The 18,937-nt window shown below is 65.6% G+C and carries 14 protein-coding genes and 1 riboswitch; of the genes, 8 read left to right on the forward strand and 6 right to left on the reverse strand.

The window, feature by feature from the left end:
- Positions 1-28: 28 nt before the first annotated feature.
- The 4 genes from A9O65_RS05515 to A9O65_RS05530 all read left to right on the forward strand — a co-directional run bounded on the left by A9O65_RS05515 (position 29) and on the right by A9O65_RS05530 (position 5,472).
- A complete protein-coding gene (locus tag A9O65_RS05515) occupies positions 29-1,378 on the forward strand; it encodes a sodium-dependent transporter (protein ID WP_064701571.1) in 1,350 nt (449 codons plus the stop codon).
- A gap of 140 nt (positions 1,379-1,518) precedes the next feature.
- Positions 1,519-2,856 (forward strand): DUF2252 domain-containing protein, encoded by a 1,338-nt coding sequence (locus A9O65_RS05520; protein ID WP_064700093.1) that lies wholly within the window; start codon positions 1,519-1,521, stop codon positions 2,854-2,856.
- 76 nt (positions 2,857-2,932) lie between these two features.
- Positions 2,933-4,411, forward strand: coding sequence for a protein adenylyltransferase SelO (locus A9O65_RS05525; protein ID WP_064701572.1), 1,479 nt, complete (start codon positions 2,933-2,935; stop codon positions 4,409-4,411).
- Between the two features lie 191 nt (positions 4,412-4,602).
- Positions 4,603-5,472, forward strand: a complete 870-nt coding sequence (locus A9O65_RS05530) for an MBL fold metallo-hydrolase (protein ID WP_064700091.1) — start codon at positions 4,603-4,605, stop codon at positions 5,470-5,472.
- A 75-nt stretch (positions 5,473-5,547) separates the two neighbouring features.
- Here the strand turns inward: A9O65_RS05530 and katG are convergent, their stop codons facing one another.
- Positions 5,548-7,767, reverse strand: coding sequence for a catalase/peroxidase HPI (katG, locus tag A9O65_RS05535; protein ID WP_139180688.1), 2,220 nt, complete (start codon positions 7,765-7,767; stop codon positions 5,548-5,550).
- Positions 7,768-7,992: 225 nt separating this feature from the next.
- On the reverse strand, positions 7,993-8,940 hold the full coding sequence (locus A9O65_RS05540) for a LysR family transcriptional regulator (protein ID WP_064701573.1): 948 nt from the start codon (positions 8,938-8,940) through the stop codon (positions 7,993-7,995).
- Between the two features lie 159 nt (positions 8,941-9,099).
- On the opposite strand from A9O65_RS05540, the gene A9O65_RS05545 reads away from it, so the two are divergent.
- Positions 9,100-10,599, forward strand: coding sequence for a CoA-acylating methylmalonate-semialdehyde dehydrogenase (locus tag A9O65_RS05545; protein ID WP_064700089.1), 1,500 nt, complete (start codon positions 9,100-9,102; stop codon positions 10,597-10,599).
- A 76-nt stretch (positions 10,600-10,675) separates the two neighbouring features.
- Here A9O65_RS05545 and A9O65_RS05550 read toward each other — a convergent pair whose 3' ends face one another.
- The 4 genes from A9O65_RS05550 to A9O65_RS05565 all read right to left on the reverse strand — a co-directional run bounded on the left by A9O65_RS05550 (position 10,676) and on the right by A9O65_RS05565 (position 15,085).
- Positions 10,676-12,172: a sodium:solute symporter family protein gene (locus A9O65_RS05550; protein ID WP_064701574.1), complete on the reverse strand. Its 1,497-nt coding sequence runs from the start codon at positions 12,170-12,172 to the stop codon at positions 10,676-10,678.
- Between the two features lie 176 nt (positions 12,173-12,348).
- Positions 12,349-12,741: a RidA family protein gene (locus A9O65_RS05555; RefSeq protein WP_064700087.1), complete on the reverse strand. Its 393-nt coding sequence runs from the start codon at positions 12,739-12,741 to the stop codon at positions 12,349-12,351.
- The gene (locus A9O65_RS05560; RefSeq protein WP_064701575.1) at positions 12,738-14,219 is read right to left on the reverse strand and encodes an N-acyl-D-amino-acid deacylase family protein; all 1,482 of its coding nucleotides are present in this window, start codon (positions 14,217-14,219) and stop codon (positions 12,738-12,740) included. Before A9O65_RS05560 ends, A9O65_RS05555 begins: the two co-directional genes overlap by 4 nt.
- 2 nt (positions 14,220-14,221) lie before the next feature.
- Positions 14,222-15,085, reverse strand: coding sequence for a MurR/RpiR family transcriptional regulator (locus A9O65_RS05565; RefSeq protein WP_064701576.1), 864 nt, complete (start codon positions 15,083-15,085; stop codon positions 14,222-14,224).
- Positions 15,086-15,252: 167 nt separating this feature from the next.
- On the opposite strand from A9O65_RS05565, the gene A9O65_RS05570 reads away from it, so the two are divergent.
- The 3 genes from A9O65_RS05570 to A9O65_RS05580 all read left to right on the forward strand — a co-directional run bounded on the left by A9O65_RS05570 (position 15,253) and on the right by A9O65_RS05580 (position 18,828).
- The gene (locus tag A9O65_RS05570; protein WP_064701577.1) at positions 15,253-16,464 is read left to right on the forward strand and encodes an amino acid deaminase; all 1,212 of its coding nucleotides are present in this window, start codon (positions 15,253-15,255) and stop codon (positions 16,462-16,464) included.
- Between the two features lie 159 nt (positions 16,465-16,623).
- A riboswitch (TPP riboswitch) is annotated at positions 16,624-16,732 on the forward strand.
- On the forward strand, positions 16,722-18,137 hold the full coding sequence (locus tag A9O65_RS05575; protein ID WP_064700083.1) for an SLC5/6 family protein: 1,416 nt from the start codon (positions 16,722-16,724) through the stop codon (positions 18,135-18,137). (Overlaps the previous riboswitch by 11 nt.)
- Positions 18,124-18,828 carry a TenA family protein gene (locus tag A9O65_RS05580; RefSeq protein WP_064701578.1) on the forward strand — a complete coding sequence of 235 codons (705 nt, stop codon included), beginning with the start codon at positions 18,124-18,126 and terminating at the stop codon, positions 18,826-18,828. The genes A9O65_RS05575 and A9O65_RS05580 overlap by 14 nt, the downstream gene beginning before the upstream one ends.
- Positions 18,829-18,937: the final 109 nt, after the last annotated feature.

Below are 18,937 nucleotides of genomic sequence, written 5' to 3' on the forward strand. Positions count from 1 at the left end.
TGAAATAGATGAAGAGCCATCTATTGCCATGAACAAGACAAGAGCGCAGTTCACCTCCCGCTTCGGTTTCCTGATGGCCGCGGCCGGTGCCGCCGTGGGCCTGGGCAATGTCTGGAGCTTTCCCTCCATGGCCGCCAACAACGGGGGCGGTGCCTTCCTGTTGCTGTATGCCTTGATGGCCTTCGTGCTGGCCTATCCGGCGCTGATGGCCGAACTGACCCTGGGACGTTACGCCCAGAGCGGTGTCATTCAGGCCATGTCGCGCCTCGGCGGGGCCGGCACTGCGGGTCGGTTGGGCGCAGCGATCGGGGGGCTGGCCATCCTCACCGCCTGCCTGGGGCAGGCCTTCTATGCCATCGTCACCGGCTGGCTGATCGGTGATACCCTGATCCCGATGCTCGAGTTGCTGGGCCTGAATAACTGGGCGAGGCGACTGGATGAGGCTGGTTTCTGGAAGGACTGGGGGCTGGCCAGCCTGGCCATGCTGGTGACCGTCGGTGTCGTGGTGGCCGGGGTCAACAAGGGGATCGAGCGCTGGTCCAAGCGCCTGATGCCGTTGCTGATCGCGCTGATGTTGGCACTGATCCTGGTGTTCATGACCCTGCCCGGGGCCACCACCGGACTCGCTGCCTACCTGGTGCCGGATGTCTCGCGGCTCTCCGCTCAACTGGTGGTGGATGCCATGGGCCAGGCCTTCTTCTCGCTGTCCATCGGCGTCGGTGCCATGGTGATCTACGGCTCCTACCTGAGTCGCCAGGCGAATCTACCGCGCGTCGGCGCCCAGGTGATGTTCATCGACATGGGCGTGGCCTTCATCGCGGGACTGTTGATCGTGCCCTCGATGTTCGTGGCCGATGGCCTGGGTGTGGATATCTTCAACGCGTCTGGACAGCTTCAGAGTTCATCCACCCTGTTGTTCGACGTGATGCCGGCGATGTTCGCCCAGTTGGGGCGACTGGGCGCTGGCCTGGAAGTGGCCTTCTTCGCCCTGCTGGCGATTGCCGCCTTGACCTCCATGTTTCCGGTACTCGAGGTACCGGTGGCAACCGTCGTCGAGACGGGCCGCATTTCGCGGCGTTGGGCGTCCCTGCTGATGGGGGCCGTGATATTTGCGATCTCCACGCTGATCCTGGTGTACTTCGATCCGCTTTTCGGCTGGGCGATTAGCGTCACCATCACCTATAACATGCCGCTCATTGGCGCTCTGGTGTGTCTCTATGTCGGCTGGCTGCTGTCGCGGGACGCCAAGCTTCGGGAATTACGTCGCGGCTCGCCCGATATGGAGAAAACCCTGTTCTGGCGGTGGTGGCCCTGGTACATACGTTTTGTCTGTCCGATATTGCCTTTGGTGGTACTGTTCAATGGTCTGATGGACTAGCCAGGGTTGCTTGCGGGAAACGAGCTTGCTTGACTGGTACAGGGCCGCGTCGGCGGCCTCAGCCTCGGGCGCTGCCTGAAACGTCGATGAATACAGACTCTCGTCGGACAAGGCCTTCGTCGATCATCGGGAGACATCACATGTCGCAACCCCTGACACGTCACAATCGCCCCCGCCAGGTGCTGGACGCGATCACCTCCGCCAATGCCGGGCTCTCCGAGGAGGACCGCGAGGCCAAGTACGCCAAGCTGGCCGAGTCACCCTATCAGTTCTTCCGGGGCACCAATCATCTTTACTGGGACGATGTCTGGCATGACTGGCGATTCGCCCTCTACGGCGGCCTGCCCGAGACGCAGACCTGGCTGCAGGGCGATGCCCACGCCTACAACTTCGGCGCCTACGGGCATCGCGACGATACCGTGCGCTATGGCATGGATGATTTCGACGACGCCATGATCGGCGATTACCAATACGATCTGTGGCGGCTGGCCATCAGCCTGGTGCTCGATGCCCGCGAGAACGTCGGCCTGTCGCGCAAGGCGATCGGCAAGGCGCTGGCGACGTTGACCGAGAGCTACCATGACGAACTGGCTGGCCACCTGAATGGCGAGGCGCCTGACGGCGTGACCCTGGACACCGCCAAGGGCCCCGTGCGGCCCTTTCTCGAGAAGGTCGCCGCCAAGCGCAGTCGCACCAGGATGCTCGACAAGTGGACGAGTGTGACCGATGAAGGTCGCCGCTTCGCCGAACGCCCGGACAAGCTGGCTCGCCTGCCGGCGCATCTGGCCAGCCAGTTGCGCAAGGCTATCGAGGAAGAATACCGCGAGACGCTGGGCGGTGAGCGTGCCGGGGCCGAGGAGGATCACTTCAGGGTCAAGGATCTGGCGCGTCGACTGGATGCCGGTACCGGCTCGCTGGGCCTGGAGCGTTACTATGCGCTGATCGAGGGTGGGCGCGATCATGAGCATGACGACGTGATTCTCGACATCAAGCAGCAGACGCCGCCGGAGGGCTGGCGCTTGATGAATGCCGCCGAAAAACGGGCCTGGCGTCGCGCCTTTCCTCATGAGGGAGCGCGCCATGCTGTCGCCTTCCGTGCCATTGCCGAGCATCCCGATCCCTACCTGGGGTGGTTGCACCTCGGGGACAGCGTGTTCTCGGTGCGTGAGCGCTCGCCCTTCAAGGAGGATTTCCCGACCCACAAGCTGGACGGTGGCAAGGACTACCGCAAGCTGGTCAAGCGCTGGGGGCGCATACTGGCGCGCGAGCACCTGCGCGGTGCCCAGGCTCTGTATCCCGATGATCCGGGCTGCTTTGCACGCAGTGTCTGTGCGCGGCTCGAGGGGCGAGTGGATCACTTCACCGACATGGTCGCCACTCTGGCGGTCAGTTATGCCGAATGCGTCGCCCAGGATCATCGCACCTTCGTTGCCAGCCGGGCCGAACAGGCCGAGGAAGCGTCAGCAGAGAAAGCATGATCGTTGCCGCGCTCGGGAATGTTGGCCGGCTGCGCCTGTCCCTGTAGGGTGAGGGGCCCACTGCACAGGAGGCGTCATGTTCCCGAGCTTTTCCCTGCGCTACGCGCGCCTGCCCGAACGGTTGCGCGCCGAATGCCTACCCACGCCGGTCGAGCGCCCCCGTTTGGTGGCCTTCAATCGGGAGCTTGCCGACGAGCTGGGCTTTGATCTGGCGGCGTTCGAGGCTGACGAGGCCGCCGGGGCACTCGCCGGCAACCAGGTGCCCAAGGGCGCCGAGCCGGTGGCCATGGCCTATGCCGGCCACCAGTTCGGCAACTTCGTGCCCCAGCTCGGTGACGGTCGGGCACTTCTGCTGGGCGAAGTGGTCGACCGCCACGGACGGATTCGCGATATTCAGCTCAAGGGCAGTGGCCGCACGCCTTTCTCCCGTGGTGGTGACGGGCGAGCGCCGCTCGGCCCGGTGTTGCGCGAATATCTGGTCAGCGAGGCCATGCATGCCCTGGGTATTCCGACCACCCGGGCGCTGGCCGCCGTGACCACCGGCGAGCGTGTCTTCCGCCGCATCCCCGAGCCCGGCGCGGTATTGACGCGAGTGGCATCCAGCCATCTGCGGGTGGGCACCTTCCAGTACTTCGCCGCCCGGGGCGACACCGAGGCAGTGCGCCTGCTGGCCGACGAGGCCATCGCCCGTCACTATCCGCATCTCGCCGATCGCGCCGACGACGGCGAGCGTTACCTGGCGCTGCTCGATGCGGTGGCGGAGCGCCAGACCGAGCTGGTGGCGCGCTGGATGGGCGTCGGCTTCATCCATGGCGTCATGAACACCGACAACACCGCCATCTCGGGCGAGACTATCGATTATGGCCCCTGTGCCTTCATGGACACCTTCGACCCGCGCACGGTGTACAGCTCCATCGACGAGCAGGGGCGCTATGCCTATGTCAATCAGCCGGTGGTCATCCAGTGGAATCTCGCGCGTTTTGCCGAGACGCTGGTGCCGCTGATCGACAGCGATGGTGAGCGTGCCGTCGAGCGTGCCACACCGATCATCCGAGAGGTTTCGGAACGCTTCGAGGCCCGCTGGCGCGAGGTGATGCGCGCCAAGCTGGGATTGGCCACCGACGAGGACGGCGATGGCGAACTCGCCCAGGCGCTGCTGGATGCCATGCGTGCCGGGCGTGCCGACTTCCATCTGGCCTTCCGTTACCTGGCCGATGCCGTCGAGGCAGCGGCCGAGGCGCCGCGCCTGAAGGACATCTTCGAATCCCGGGACGAGCTCGAGGCATGGCTGCCGCGCTGGCGCGAACGCCTGGCCCGGGAGGAAGCGTCGAACGCTGATATCGTGGCACGCCTGAACGCCGCCAACCCCGCCGTGATTCCTCGCAATCACCGTGTTGCCGAGGCCATCGCCGCCGCCGAGGAAGACGACTTCGAGCCCTTCGAGGCCTTGCTGGCGGTGATCTCCGATCCCTATACGACGCCGGACACCGAAGTCGATTACACGCGGCCGCCGCGCGATGAAGAGCGAGTGTTGCGGACGTTCTGCGGCACCTGAGGTTACCCTGCATCTGCCTGGTAACGTTGCCCGGGCGCGTCGTGGCGGGCTGGCACGAGCCTTGCCATTTGCTGGGTATGACAATATGACCTATCGATAGATAAAAAGGTTTGTTTATGATGGGGCGTGTCCCAGGGCGGGACGCGCCAACCTCGATACCTTTCATTCTTCGCTGCAAACGGAGGCATTCCATGTCCCAGCAGCCTATCGTCCAGGTCTTCTTCGACGAGTCCACCAAGACCTTCAGTTACGTGGTGCAGGACCCCGGCAGCAAGGCGTGCGCGATCCTCGATTCGGTGCTCGATTTCGATTATGCCGCCGGGCGTACCGATGTGCGATCCGCCGACGAGATCATCGCCTTCGTGCGCGCTAATCGCCTGGAGGTAGCGTGGATCCTCGAGACCCATGTGCACGCCGACCACCTCTCGGCGGCGCCTTACCTGCAAGAGAAGCTGGGCGGTCGGACCGGTATCGGCGCTAACATCACCGTGGTGCAGGATGTCTTCGGCAAGGCCTTCAATGCGGGGACTGACTTTGCGCGTGACGGCAGCCAGTTTGACCGTCTTTTCAAGGAGGGCGACACCTTCGCCATCGGCAGTCTGAGAGGGCGCGTGCTGCATACGCCGGGACACACGCCGGCTTGCCTGACCTATGTGTTCGAAGGTGTCGCCTTCGTCGGGGACACTCTGTTCATGCCGGATTATGGCACCGCACGCTGCGACTTTCCCGGTGGCGATGCCCGCATGCTGTACCGTTCCATCCAGAAGGTGCTGGCATTGCCCGCCGAGACGCGTCTGTTTTTGTGCCACGACTACAAGACGCCCGAGCGCGAGGAATACCGGCACGAGACCACGGTGGCCGAGCAGCGGGCCCACAACATTCATGTGCATGAAGGTGTCAGCGAGGAGGCGTTTGTCGAGCTGCGCACCGAGCGCGACGCAACCCTGGGCATGCCGCGGCTGATCATCCCCTCGGTGCAGGTCAACATGCGTGCCGGCGAAATGCCTGCCGCCGAGGATAACGGCCAGGTCTATCTCAAGGTACCCATCAACGCGTTCTGAGCCGTTGAGGACATGAAGACGCCGCGCCGACCAGGAGCCGACGCGGCGTCGTGTTCAGGTGTGAGACGGTTCGGATCAGGCGAGATCGAAGCGGTCCGCGTTCATCACCTTGTTCCAGGCAGCCACGAAGTCCTTCACGAATTTCTCCTTGGCGTCATCCTGGGCATAGACCTCGGTCAGGGCGCGCAACTGGGCGTTGGCGCCGAAGACCAGGTCGACACGGGTGGCGGTCCACTTCGTCTCGCCGGTCTTGCGGTCACGGCCCTCGTAGACGTCTTCCTCGGATGAGACCGGCTGCCAGTCGGTGCCCATGTCTGTCAAGTTGATGAAGAAGTCGTTGGTGAGGGTGCCAGGGCGGTCGGTGAGGATGCCATGCGGCACGTCGCCGTGGTTGGCTCCGAGAGCCCTCATGCCGCCGACCAGCACGGTCATTTCCGGGGCGGAAAGTCCCAGCAACTGGGCGCGGTCGACCAGCAGTTCCTCGTCGGGGACGGTGAACTTGGTGCGACGATAGTTGCGGAAACCATCAGCCTCGGGACGCAGCCACTCGAAGGACTCGGCATCGGTCTGGGCCTCGGTGGCGTCGGTACGGCCCGGCGCGAAGGGAACCTCGATGTCGTGGCCGGCATCCTTGGCGGCTTTCTCGATCGCCGCGGCGCCGCCGAGCACGATCAAATCGGCCAGCGAGACCTTCTTGTCGCCCGCTTGGGCGGCGTTGAAGTCGAACTGGATGCCTTCGAGCACCTGCAGCACCTTCGCCAGCTGCTCGGGCTGATTGACCTCCCAGTGCTTCTGCGGCGCCAGTCGAATGCGGGCACCATTGGCACCGCCGCGCTTGTCGGAGCTGCGGTAGGTGCTGGCGGAGGCCCAGGCGGTGTTGACCAGCTCGGTGATCGAGAGGCCGGACCCGAGGAGCTTGCGCTTGAGTTCGGCGATGTCCTGGTCATCGATCAGTTCGTGATCCACCGGCGGCACGGGGTCCTGCCAGATCAGGTCCTCGTCGGGGACTTCCGGGCCGAGGTAGCGGGCCTTTGGCCCCATGTCGCGGTGGGTCAGCTTGAACCAGGCTCGAGCGAAGGCGTCGGCGAACTCCTCCGGGTTCTCGTAGAAGCGACGCGAGATCTTCTCGTAGGCCGGGTCGTAACGCAGCGAGAGGTCGGTGACCAGCATCATCGGCGGGCGACGCTTCGAACCACTTTCCGGCCCCGGAACCTCATCGCCCTTGGCGTCCTTGGCAACGAATTGATAGGCGCCGGCCGGGCTCTTGGTCAGCTCCCATTCGTAGCCGAACAGGTTTTCGAAGAAGTAGTTGCTCCACTGGGTGGGGGTCTGCGTCCAGATCACTTCCGGGCCGCCGCCCATGGTGTCTTCGCCCATGCCCTTGCCGTAGCTGCTCTTCCAGCCGAGGCCCATCTGCTCGACGGGGGCGGCTTCGGGGTCGGGGCCGACCTGCTCTTCCGTGCCGGCACCGTGGGTCTTGCCGAAGGTGTGGCCGCCGGCGATCAGCGCTACGGTTTCTTCGTCGTTCATCGCCATGCGGGCGAAGGTCTCGCGGATGTCATGGGCCGCCTTGATCGGGTCGGGCTCGCCCTCGGGGCCCTCCGGGTTCACGTAGATGAGGCCCATGTGGGTGGCGCCCAGCGGGGTTTCCAGCTCTCGCTTTTCCTTGTCGACGATACGCTCGTCGCTGCCGAGCCATTCCTTCTCAGCGCCCCAGTAGACGTCTTCCTCCGGCTCCCAGGTGTCTTCACGACCGCCGGCGAAGCCGAAGGTCTTGAAGCCCATGGACTCCAGCGCCACGTTGCCGGCCAGCACGTACAGGTCGGCCCAGGAGAGCTTGTTGCCGTACTTCTGCTTGATTGGCCACAGCAGGCGGCGGGCCTTGTCCAGGTTGACGTTGTCCGGCCAGCTACTGAGCGGCGCGAAGCGTTGCTGGCCGCCTCCCGCACCGCCACGGCCGTCGCCGATGCGGTAGGTGCCGGCGCTGTGCCAGGCCATGCGGATCATCAGGCCGCCATAGTGGCCGAAGTCGGCCGGCCACCAGTCCTGGGAGTCGGTCATCAGGTCGTTGAGGTCCTGCTTGACGGCGGCCAGGTCGAGTTTCTTGAATTCCTCGGCGTAGTTGAACCCTTCGTCCATGGGGTTCGATTTTGTGGTGTGCTGATGGAGGATTCCCAGGTTGAGCTGATTGGGCCACCAGTCACGGTTTTCCGTGCCCTTGCCGCGCATGTTGGTGTTGCTGCCGTGCATCACGGGGCACTGGCCAGCCACCTTGCCATCGTGTTGTTCGCCCATGGTTTTCTCCCCCGATCAATAACTGCTTTAGGTGAAACTGCGTCGTGCGAGATGGGCCCATGCCGAGATGTCGATGCCACTCCGAGAAGCGCAGACATCCGGGGCGCGTCCGTCCATCTACAAGCTACTCCCTGCCGTCCGGGTGTTGCCAAATGCCTTTTCCAACCATAGTGATAGCATCATTCAATAGTGGTCGTGGCCGGCGATGGAGGTGGTGCTTGCGGTTCAGGAGGAGGCCTGGGGAATCGTCAGTTCCTGTCCTTCGCCCATCAGGAAGTCGCGATTGATTGCCAGGGCGTCGCGCAGAAAATCCCAGAGCAGCCGTACCCGGGCGAGTCGGCGCTGCTCCTGGCGCGAGGTGATCCAGAACTGTCGCACGATATCCACTTCGTCGGTCAGCAGGCTGGAAAGTTCCGGTGTGGTGGATGCCATGAAACAGGGTAGCACGGCGAGCCCGGCACCGCGCAGGCAGGCGCTGTACTGGGTGGTGACGCTGGTGCCGCGCATGGAGAAATGCGGGCCGGGATGGCCGACCACGGCCGGGTCGATCAATGGGTCGAGGTAGCTGAGCTGTTCGCTGAAGATCAGGTCGTCGATGTAGCCGATCAGCCGATGGCGGCCCAGGTCGGTGAGTCGCCGGGGGCTGCCCTGGCGATTCAGGTAGGCTTGGCTGCCATAGAGACGCAGTCGATAGTCGCAGAGCCGCGATATCACCAGGCCCGGGCTCGAGGGGCGTTCGATGGTGATCGCCAGGTCGGCCTCGTGACGGCTCAGGTTGACCACGCGGGGCAGGGCCAGCAGGTCCAGCGTCACGCTCGGATGGCGCTCGCAGAAGGCGGTGAGCAGCGGCGCGATCACCCAGGTGCCGAAGCCTTCGGTGACGCCGAGGCGAATCTGGCCGCTGATGCGGTGATTCTGGTCGGCAAGGCCCTCGCTGGCCTCGAAGGCATGACGCGCCATTTCCTCGGCATGAGCCAGCAAGCGATGACCCGCCTCGGTGAGGTGGTAGCCATGAGTGCTACGCTCGAAGAGCTGGGTATTGAGGCGCTGCTCGAAGCGGCGGGTGCGGCGTGACAGGGTCGAGTGGTCGAACCCCAGTCGTCGGGCGGCGTCGGCGAGTCGCTGGCTGCGCGCCACTTCCAGGAATATCTGGATGTCCTGCCAGTCGAGCATGGGAATCTCCGAGGGATCGGTGGTTGTGCATGAGCGCACAAGCAATGTGCCCGTGTGGCCGTTGTTTCGCTATCCGACGTCTGGCTAGACTCGAATCATTCGGACGTCTTGTCGATATGCACACGACACCACAATCACAATCGTCACAGGAGCATGCTCATGTCCGTCCGCGAGATTCCGATGTACATCGACGGCCAGGCCGTTCCCTCCCGGAGCCAGGAGGTGCGCGATGTGGTCAATCCCGCTACCCAGGAAGTGGTCGCCCGCGTGCCGTTTTGTACCATCGAGGAGGTCGATCGCGCCGTGGCCAGCGCCAAGGAGGCCTTCAAGAGCTGGCGGAAGGTGCCGCTGGCCAAGCGGCAGCGGATCATGCTCAAGCTTCAGGCACTGATTCGCGAGCACACCGAGGAGCTGGCGGCGCTGATCACCGAGGAGCACGGCAAGACCCTGCCGGATGCCGCCGGTGAGGTGGGGCGCGGTCTGGAAGTCGTGGAGCATGCCTGCTCGATCACCTCGCTTCAGCTCGGTGAGCTGGCCGAGAATGCCGCCAGCGAAGTGGATGTCTATACCCTCAACCAGCCACTGGGCGTGGGAGCCGGCATCACCGCCTTCAACTTCCCGATCATGCTGCCCTGCTTCATGTTTCCGCTGGCCATCGCCACCGGCAATACCTTCGTGCTCAAGCCCTCCGAGCAGGACCCCAGTTCGACCATGCGACTGGTGGAACTGGCCCACGAGGCCGGCGTACCGGCCGGCGTGCTCAATGTGGTGCATGGCGGGCCGGACGTCGCCAATCGAATCGCCGATCATCACGATATCAAGGCGCTGTCCTTCATCGGCTCGACCCATGTCGGCTCGCTGCTCTACAACCGCGCGGCGGCCGCCGGCAAACGCATGCAGGCGATGATGGGCGCCAAGAACCATTGCGTGGTCATGCCCGATGCCAATCGCAGCCAGGCCATCAACAACCTGCTGGGGTCGGCCTTCGGTGCTGCAGGTCAGCGTTGCATGGCCAACTCCGTGGTGGTACTGGTCGGCGAGGCGCGGGCCTGGCTTGACGATATCGCCGAGGGTGCGCGCAACATGAAAGTTGGTCCTGGCACCCAACGTGACGCCGATCTCGGGCCGCTGGTGTCGCCGGCCGCCAAGGCCCGGGTGGAGGACCTGATCGCCACCGGCGAACGCGAGGGGGCCAGGTTGCTGGTCGACGGACGTGGCCATCAGGTGGAAGGCTACCCCGATGGCAACTTCGTGGGGCCGACCCTGTTCAGCGACGTGACCGCCGAGATGACCATCTACCGCGAGGAGATCTTCGGGCCGGTACTGTGCGTGGTGGCTGTCGAGACCCTGGACGAGGCCATTGACTTCATCAACGCCAACCCCAATGGCAACGGCACCTCCATCTTCACCAACTCGGGCTGGGTGGCACGCCGCTTCGAGACCGAGATCGATGTCGGCCAGGTCGGCATCAACGTGCCGATTCCGGTGCCGGTGGCCTACTTCAGCTTCACCGGTTCCCGGGCCTCCAAGCTCGGCGACCTGGGACCCAACGGCAAGCAGGCGATTGCCTTCTGGACCCAGACCAAGACCGTGACCGCCCGCTGGTACGAGCCGGAGAACGTCTCCAGTGGCATCAACAGCACGATTTCGCTGAGCTGATTCGAGCGCGCCGATACCCGACGGCCCCGCCTCATGGGAGGCGGGGCCGTCGTCGTTCTCGAGGGGAAGGCGTCACTTACCCTTTGGAGGATGCCGCGGAGGCCGTCAGGTTGGCCTCGGGGGCTTCCTCCATGCGGCGCCGCTCCTGGTCGAGGATGGCCAGAGCCTGCTCGGGCGTGGTGCGCGGAGCCCGGGTCAGCAGGCTGGCGAGCACGCCGCCGCCGATCGCCAGCAGTACCGAGGGAATGCTCGGGTTGCCCCAAAAGTCGTTCCAGCCGGCATTGGCGGTGATCGCCAGCGACGTGGCCGAGGCAGTGACCAGCGAGGCTACGGCTCCTTGCCAGTTGTAGCGCGGCCAGAAGCGACCCAGCAGCCCGCACACGAACATCCCGGCCAGCACCGTCGAGATCATCGTGGTGATGTAGTCGATGACATTGTCGGAAGCCAGGGCGAACGTCAGGGCCAGGCCGATGGTGACGACCAGCGCGAGGCGCGAGTAGAGCACCACGTGACGTGCCGAGGGTGCCCGGCCGGTGAACAGCACGTAGAGGTCGCGCATCAGCGTCGAGACCCCGGCGATGGCATCGGAACTGGCGCTGGACATGGTCGCCGAAAGGCCGGCGACCAGCAGCAGCAGGCCGAGCCCCAGCGGCAGCACCTCGGTGGCGAGGAAGGGGAAGGCGAAGTTGCTGTTGTCCAGCCCGGGATTCAGGACATGGGTGGCCATGCCGATGATCGCCGGCACGATCGAGAAGGCCAGGTAGAGCACGCCGGTGACCAGGAAGGAGCGCCGCACAGAGCCCACCGACTTGCCGGAGTAGATGCGCTGGCGGAACGAGGGCGTGGCGAGCACACCGACGGCGATGACCGCTGCCAGCGACAGTGCCGGCAGCGCGCCGATCTTGTCGATGCCGAGCAGGCTGGTGGCATCGGCATCCATGTTCGCCGTGAGTCCCGAGAAGCCGCCGACCTCGACTAGTGCCAGGCCGGCCATCAGGAAGAAGCCGACGAACAGCACGATGGCTTGAATGGTGTCGGTCCAGACCACCGCCATGTAGCCGCCGATCACGCAGTAGATGCCGAAGCCCAGTGCCACGATGACCTTGGCCAGGGCGGGGTCGATATCGGCCATCCAGGCCAGGTAGAGACCGCCTCCCAGGATGTGGGCGCCGAGCCAGCCGATGCAGGCGATGTAGATCAACAGGGCGACGAGGTTGCGTACCAGGCGATTGGCGCCGACGTAGTATGCCAGCTCCTCGCTCATGGTCATGAAGCGCAGCTTGCGGACCGGGGCGAACAGCAGGGCCAGCAGCAGCACGCCGACCGCGCCGCCGATGCCGTACAGGGCGCCGGCCCAGCCATTGGTATAGCCGAAGCCGACCGCACCCATGCTCGAGCCGGTACCGACCATGGTGGCCACGGTGGTGCCGACGGTCAGAAACAGCGGCACGCTGCGCCCGCCGAGCAGGAAGTCATCGCCGCTGCCGCGACTGTGCCGCGAGACCCACCAGCCGAAGCCGATCATCAGGACGATGTAGGCGAAAAAGCTACCGAGGAAGATATGACTGTTCATACATGCCTCTTATAATTGTTGGCTCGGTCGTTGCCGCGACCGAGGCAGTGGTAAGAAGGTTGTGTCTATCGCTGTGTGGCGCCGTGCCCTTGCCGGGGCGCGGCGCCTTTTCGATTCACGGTCGCTGGGTGTCGCGCTCGCTGTCCTCCTCTCCTGCCGGTCCGTCGTTGACGTTCTCAGGCACGGTCGGCGCGGTAGCAGGCGACGTCGACCTCGACCTTGCAGTCGACCACCAGGTCCTGGACGCTGCAGATTCGCGCCGGCGGATGGTCTCCGAAGATCTCGGCGAACACCTTGTTGAACGACGAGAAATAGCGCGCGTCGGTGAGCACCGCGGTGACGTGCACCACGTCCTCCACGCCATAACCGGCCTCGTGCATGATGGCCAGGCAGTTGTCGAAGGCCAGGCGGGTCTGCTCGACGATGCCGCCTTCGACGACCTCGCCGTCGGTCATGGGCGTCTGGCCGGAGACGCGCAGCCAGCCGCCGGCCTCGACGGCGCGGGAGAAGGGCAGTTTCTGGCCGCCGGTACCGGTACCGCCTTCGGCGCCGTAGCGTTTGATGGTCATGGAGAATCCTCCGTCATGGCATGAATGGGAGTGGGAGAAAGGCGTTCCCGCCGGCGCAGCAGGCGCCCGCGGCGATGCTTGGCGAACTCGCCGTCGCGATAGGCGATCGCGCCGTTGACCGTGACCAGCTCGATGCCGCGAGCCGCGGCGATGGGCCGGGCGTAATCGGCGGTGTCCTCGAGCGTCGTCAGGTCGAACAGGGTCAGGTCGGCGTAGGCGCCCTCGCGGATGACGCCACGGTCGGTCAGGCCGAACTGCGCCGCCGAGAGGCCGGTCATCTTGCGTACGGCCTCGGCCAGTGGCATCAGGCCCAGGTCACGGCTGTAGCGGGCCAGGACCCGTGGAAAGGCGCCCCACAGGCGTGGATGCGGATGCGGGTCGTTGGGCAGGCCGTCGGAGCCGATCATCGACAGCGGGTGCGCCAGCACCCGGCGCATGTCGTCCTCGCTCATGTTGTGATAGACGGCGCCGGCCGGCTGCAGGCGTCGCGCGGTCTCCATCAGCGAGAGGTTCCAGTCGGCGGCGATGTCGGCCAACGGGCGGCGCGCCTGTTCGGGGTGAGGGTCCGACCAGGTGATGAAGATCGCGATCTCGTCGGTGACCTGCCCCAGATCGAGGGTCGAGGAACCCGCCGTGTAGGGATAGCAGTCGCAGTGCACGCGGTGTTCCTGCGCGGCGTGCTCGAGGCTGGAGAGGGCCTGGGGGGCGTTGCCCCAGTTGCCGGCGCCGGCGCACTTGAGATGCGAGATGACCAGTGGTGCCCGGCCGTGCCGGGCGGTGGCGTAGGCCTCGTCCATGGCGTCGAGCAGACCGGCGAATTCGTCGCGCAGGTGCGTGGTGTAGAGGCCGCCGGCGGCGCCGACCTCGTCGACCAGGGCGCGCATCTCGGCGCCGGGGGCGTGGAAGGCGTTGCGGTAGGCCAGACCCGAGCTCATGCCCAGGGCGCCATCATCGAGGGCCTCGCGCAACGAGCGCCGCATGGCCTCGATCTCCGCCGCCTCGGCGGGTCGGGCGAAGTCGTCCATCACCTGGCTGCGCAGGCTGGTATGGCCGACCAGCGCGGCGACGTTGACCGAAGGAACGGCCTCATCCACGGCGCGGGCGTAGTCGGCGAAGCTCGGGTAGCGGAAGTCCTCGACACCACCCAGAAGGTTCATCGGGTCCGGTACTGTGTCGTGCAGCGTCACGGGAGAGGCACTGATGCCGCAGTTGCCCACCACCACCGTGGTCACGCCCTGGGACAGCTTGGGCCGCATCTCGGGCGTGCGGATGACATTGGTGTCGTCGTGGGTGTGGACATCGATGAAGCCCGGCGCCAGATGGCGTCCGTGAGCCTCGATGACGGTCGTGGCGTCGTCCGCATCGAGCCTTCCCACGGCGGCGATGCGTTCGCCGTTCACGGCGACGTCGGCCGGGAAGGGGGCGCTACCGGTGCCGTCGAGCACCATGGCGCCGCGAATCAACAGGTCGAAATGCATGGTCAGTCCCCGAGTGGCTGGCGGTTGTCGCCGCCGCGATGGGCGTCCAGGGTGATCTTGAGCCGGCGCAGCTTGTCGCGGGAGCGGTCCTGGTGACGCAGAGCGAGTTCGAGGGCCAGCACATCGATGGCGGCGAGCACGGCATAGCGGGATGCCGAGGGGTGATAGATGAAGTCGGTCTCGCGGGCGGCCACCGGCAGCACGACATCGGCGTTCTCGGACAGGGGCGAGCCGTTGGCGGTGATCGCCACGACTCGCGCGCCGTACTGGCGGGCGATCTGTGCCGACTCGACGATCTCGGGCGTGTAACCGCTCACCGAGAGGGTGACCACCACGTCGTCGGCTTCCAGGGTCGAGGCCACCATGCGTGGCAGCAGCGATTGCGGGTAGGCGCTGATCGCATACCCGAGCCGGACCAGCCGGAACTGCAGTTCCTGGGCCAGCATGGTGGAGCCGCCGCCGGCACCGAACACCAGGATCTGGCGGGCGCCGTCGAGCAGATCGATGGCGCCCGCCACGTCGGCCTGTTCCATCAGCTCGCGATTGACGCCGAGCGTCTGGGTGGCGATGTCGTAGACAGCGCCGAGCCCATCGGTATCGCCGGCATCCTGGATGAAGCGTCGTCCGGCCGCCAGGGCGCGGGCCAGGCGCAGCTTGAGGTCGCGTACATTCTGGCACCCCACGGCACGGGCGAAGCGGGTCACGCTGGCGTCGCTGACGTCGGCCCGCTCGGCGATGGCGCCGATGCTAGCCTCGCTGACGAAGTCGATATCGGCGAAGATCAACTCGGCGACCTTCTTTTCGGCGTCACGCAAGCCGGCGAAATCGCTGGTGATGCGCGACAGAATGTCGATGTCCTGAGTCACCGCTGTCTCCTGGGGTGTGGCCAATGGCCTCGAGAGTGGCTGTGGTTGTCTGTCGAATACGTTATGGTATTTTCTAACAACAAATCAATATCTGTGAAAGTTTTTATCAGGCCGGCCGTCGGACAGGCATTTCGCAAGGCCGAGGCCCGCAAACGAGGAGTGACGAGATGCACGAGACGGCGCCGAAGATGGGCAACAAGGGAACCCCGGAATCCGGGGCTTCACTGCTGGAGGGCGTGAGCCTGCCGGCAGCCGCGATACAGGCGGCGCCGTTGGCGCACAACCTGGCGTGGATGCAGCGTTTCGCCGAGGCGCATGGCGCCCAGTTGGCGCCGCACGGCAAGACCACCATGACGCCCGAGCTGTTTCGCCGTCAGCTCGAGGCCGGCGCCTGGGGAATCACCCTGGCCACCGCGCCACAGTGCCGCGCGGCCTTCGTCAGCGGGGTCGAACGGCTACTGATGGCCAACCAGCTGGTGGGATGTGCCAACATGGCGATCATCGCCGATCTGCTCGAAGCCGGCGCCGATTTTTACTGCGTGGTCGACGGTGAGGACAATGCTCGGACCCTGGGGCGCTTCTTCGACGAGCGCGGCCTGACCCTCAAGGTATTGATCGAGCTGGGCGTCGAAGGCGGGCGCACTGGCTGTCGTTCCGTCGAGGCGGTGAGCGAGCTGGCTCGAGTCGTCGACGCTGAACCGGGCCTGGCGCTGGCCGGCATGGAGGGCTACGAGGGAGTGGTGCATGCCGAAGACCCGGTGCCGGCGATTCGCGATTACGCCGCCCGGCTGATCGAGGCCGCTCGTCGCTTGGATGGCGAGGGTCGGTTTGCCGTGGATGCCCCGATCATCACCGCCTCGGGGTCGGCCTGGTATGACCTGATCGCCGAGGCTTTCGATGCCGCCGAACTGCGTTCACGCTTCACGCCGGTGATCCGTCCTGGCTGCTATGTGGTGCACGATCACGGCATCTACCGCCAGGCTCAGCGTGGTGTGCTGTCGCGTCGGCCCGATCTGCACGAAGGGTTGCGACCGGCGCTCGAGGTCTTCGCCCAGATACAGTCGTTGCCCGAGCCGGGGCTGGCGATCATCGCGCTCGGCAAGCGGGACATCGGCTTCGATCACCTGCCCGAGCCGCTGCGCCGCTATCGTGAGGGCGGCTCGGCGGACGAGGCCCTGAGCGTCGAAGGCTGGGAGCTCACCAAGCTGATGGACCAGCACGCCTTCATCCGCCTGCCCGAGGGCGCCGACGATGTCCGGGTCGGCGATGTGGTGGCCTTCGGGGCTTCCCACCCTTGCCTGACCTTCGACAAGTGGCGGCGGATCTGCCTGGTCGATGAGCGGCTGAGGGTGACCGAGATGCTCGAGACGGCATTTTAGGGTCTGTACGAAAAGCGCCTGTGCTCGACGACTTCCAGGAAGACCTCCAAGCGTCCCGGGGCATTCGTCTTCCGGCGACGAGTGTGGCATGCTGTCGGACGGTCCTTTCGGGCCGTCATGCGCACGGGGATTTCTGCACCCTGTGCCCCACAATTCATTCACTGTCGCCAGGGGAGTCTCGTACCGACGGGGCTGAGAGAGCGCGTGGCGCTGACCCTGGAACCTGATCCGGTTCACACCGGCGGAGGAAGTGCGACATGCCTTACCTGACGTCAGCCGTGCTTGGCGCGGCGCTGCTGTGTTTTGCCTATCTGGGCCTGCGGGCTCGCCGGGCCGATGGCCCCCTCGACGACTATGTGACGGCGCGGAACTCCCAGAGTGCCCGCTCGCTGGGCGTGTCATTCCTGGCTTCGGGCATGGGCGCCTGGATTCTCTTCGCGCCACCGGAAATCGGTGCCATGGTGGGGCCGTTGGCGCTGGCCGGCTATGCGATCGGCTCCTCCTTACCCTTTATCGTGCTGAGTCTGTATGGCCCGGTGATCCGTCGTTATCTGCCCGAGGGGCGCAGCATCGGCGAGTTCGCCGAGGCGTGCTACGGGCAGGGCGTGCGCCGCTGGGTCACGCTTGTCTCGATTCTTTACATGGCCTGTTTCCTGGCCGCCGAGTTGACGGCCATCGGCGCGATCGCCTCCTTGCTGTCCGAGGTGCCGTCGTGGCTGGTGGTGATGGGGGTAGCGGTGGCCACCCTGGTGTACACGGCCGTGGGCGGGCTGCGCGCCAGCCTGGCCACGGATCGCTGGCAGGGCTGGCTGTTGCTGGCGCTCCTGGTGCTGGTGGTTGGCGTGGTGATCTGGGTGCTGCCGCCCTTGCCGGAGAACGCTGAAATGCCGACCGCGCCTTCGGTGAATGCGCTCTCGGTGGCCCTGACCCTGATCATCGCGGTCACGGCGGCAGAGCTGTTCCACCAGGGCTATTGGCAGCGCGTCTGGGCCGCCGAGACGAATCGTGCACTGGGACGCGGCGCTCTGCTGGGTGGGGCCGGTGTGCTGCTGGTGATCATGGCCATCGGGGGGCTCGGCATGCTGGCCGTCATGCATGGGTTGCCGCTGGGCGAGCCGCCGATTCCCTTCTTCGCCCTGCTGGCCGAGGCGCCGAGCTGGCTGGGCGTGCCGGCACTGGTACTGGCCGTCACCTTGGTGGCCTCGAGCGTGGATACCCTGCAGAACGCCATTGCCTCGCTGGTGGTGGCTGGCTCCGGGCGCCGCGGCCTGTCCATCGGCACCGCCCGGTTGGTGACCGTGCTGCTGATGCTCCCGGTGGTGGTGGTCGCCTTGCAGGAGCTCTCCGTGCTGCGGCTGTTTTTGATCGCCGACCTGCTGTGTGCCGCCACTGTGGTGCCGGTATTGCTGGGTGTCTGGCATCGGATGAGCTCGGTGGCGGCGATGGCCGGCGGCGTGGCTGGCCTGGTCGGTGCGATCGTGCCTGGCTGGGTAACCCAGGGGAGCCTGATGGCAGGCGTACAGGCGGCCAGCTTCCCGGGCGGCATTCCCACGCTCTCGCCGTTTCTCTGCGCTCTGGTGGCGTCCACCCTGGTCAGTCTGTTGATTGCCTGGTGTTGGCCAGCCACACGCGCCCCTCTGTCGGCGAAGGAGGCACGTCATGACCACGCGTGACAGCTGGCGAGCCTGGGCCTCGGGCCGGAAAGCCCCTCGCATCACCGACTGGCTGCGCGAGATCAGCGAGCCCGACTGGTCCGCCACGGTGCACCACCCGCTGTTCGACGATCTGGCCACCGGGCGTCTGGAGGGCGAGCGTTTCGCGGCCTACATGGTGCAGGACTATGGGTTCGTGGACCCCTTCACCGCCTTGATCGGTCACGCCATCGGTCATGCGCCGAGCATGGCGGATCGCGTGGTGCTGGGACAGTTCATGGGCATGTTGACCAGCGACGAGAACAGCACCTTCCAGCGTACCTTCGAGGCCTTTGGCGTGTCGGCCCGAGCCGACCACCTGCCGGCGACCCGTGATTTCCGGCACCTGCTTCACGAGGTCGGCATGGGCGGCCAGGCTTCCGCAAGTGGCCGCTATGCCGAGATACTGGCGGTGCTGGTGGTCACCGAATGGCTCTACCTGGCTTGGGCGACCCGGATTTCCCGGACCGAGGGCCTGCATCCACTGATGGGCGAGTGGATCGACCTGCATGACAACCCGGACTTCCAGGCTTTCGTCGACTGGCTGCGCCAGCGCCTGGACGAAGAGGCGGCCGGGCTCGATGACACCGACTTCTCGCGGATGGCCGAGCGCTTCCGCGAGACGGTGGCCAAGGAACTGGCGTTCCACGACGCCGTCCATCCCTGCCGCTGACGCTGTTGGGGAGGCCATCCTCGGCCACGAACGGGTTGTCAGCGCGGGCATGCCCGGTCACTCTCTGAAGGCCAGGCCTTTTACGCGAAAGGGCCCGCTCGTCGACTTT

Source organism: Halomonas caseinilytica, assembly GCF_001662305.1.
Classification (GTDB): domain Bacteria; phylum Pseudomonadota; class Gammaproteobacteria; order Pseudomonadales; family Halomonadaceae; genus Halomonas; species Halomonas caseinilytica.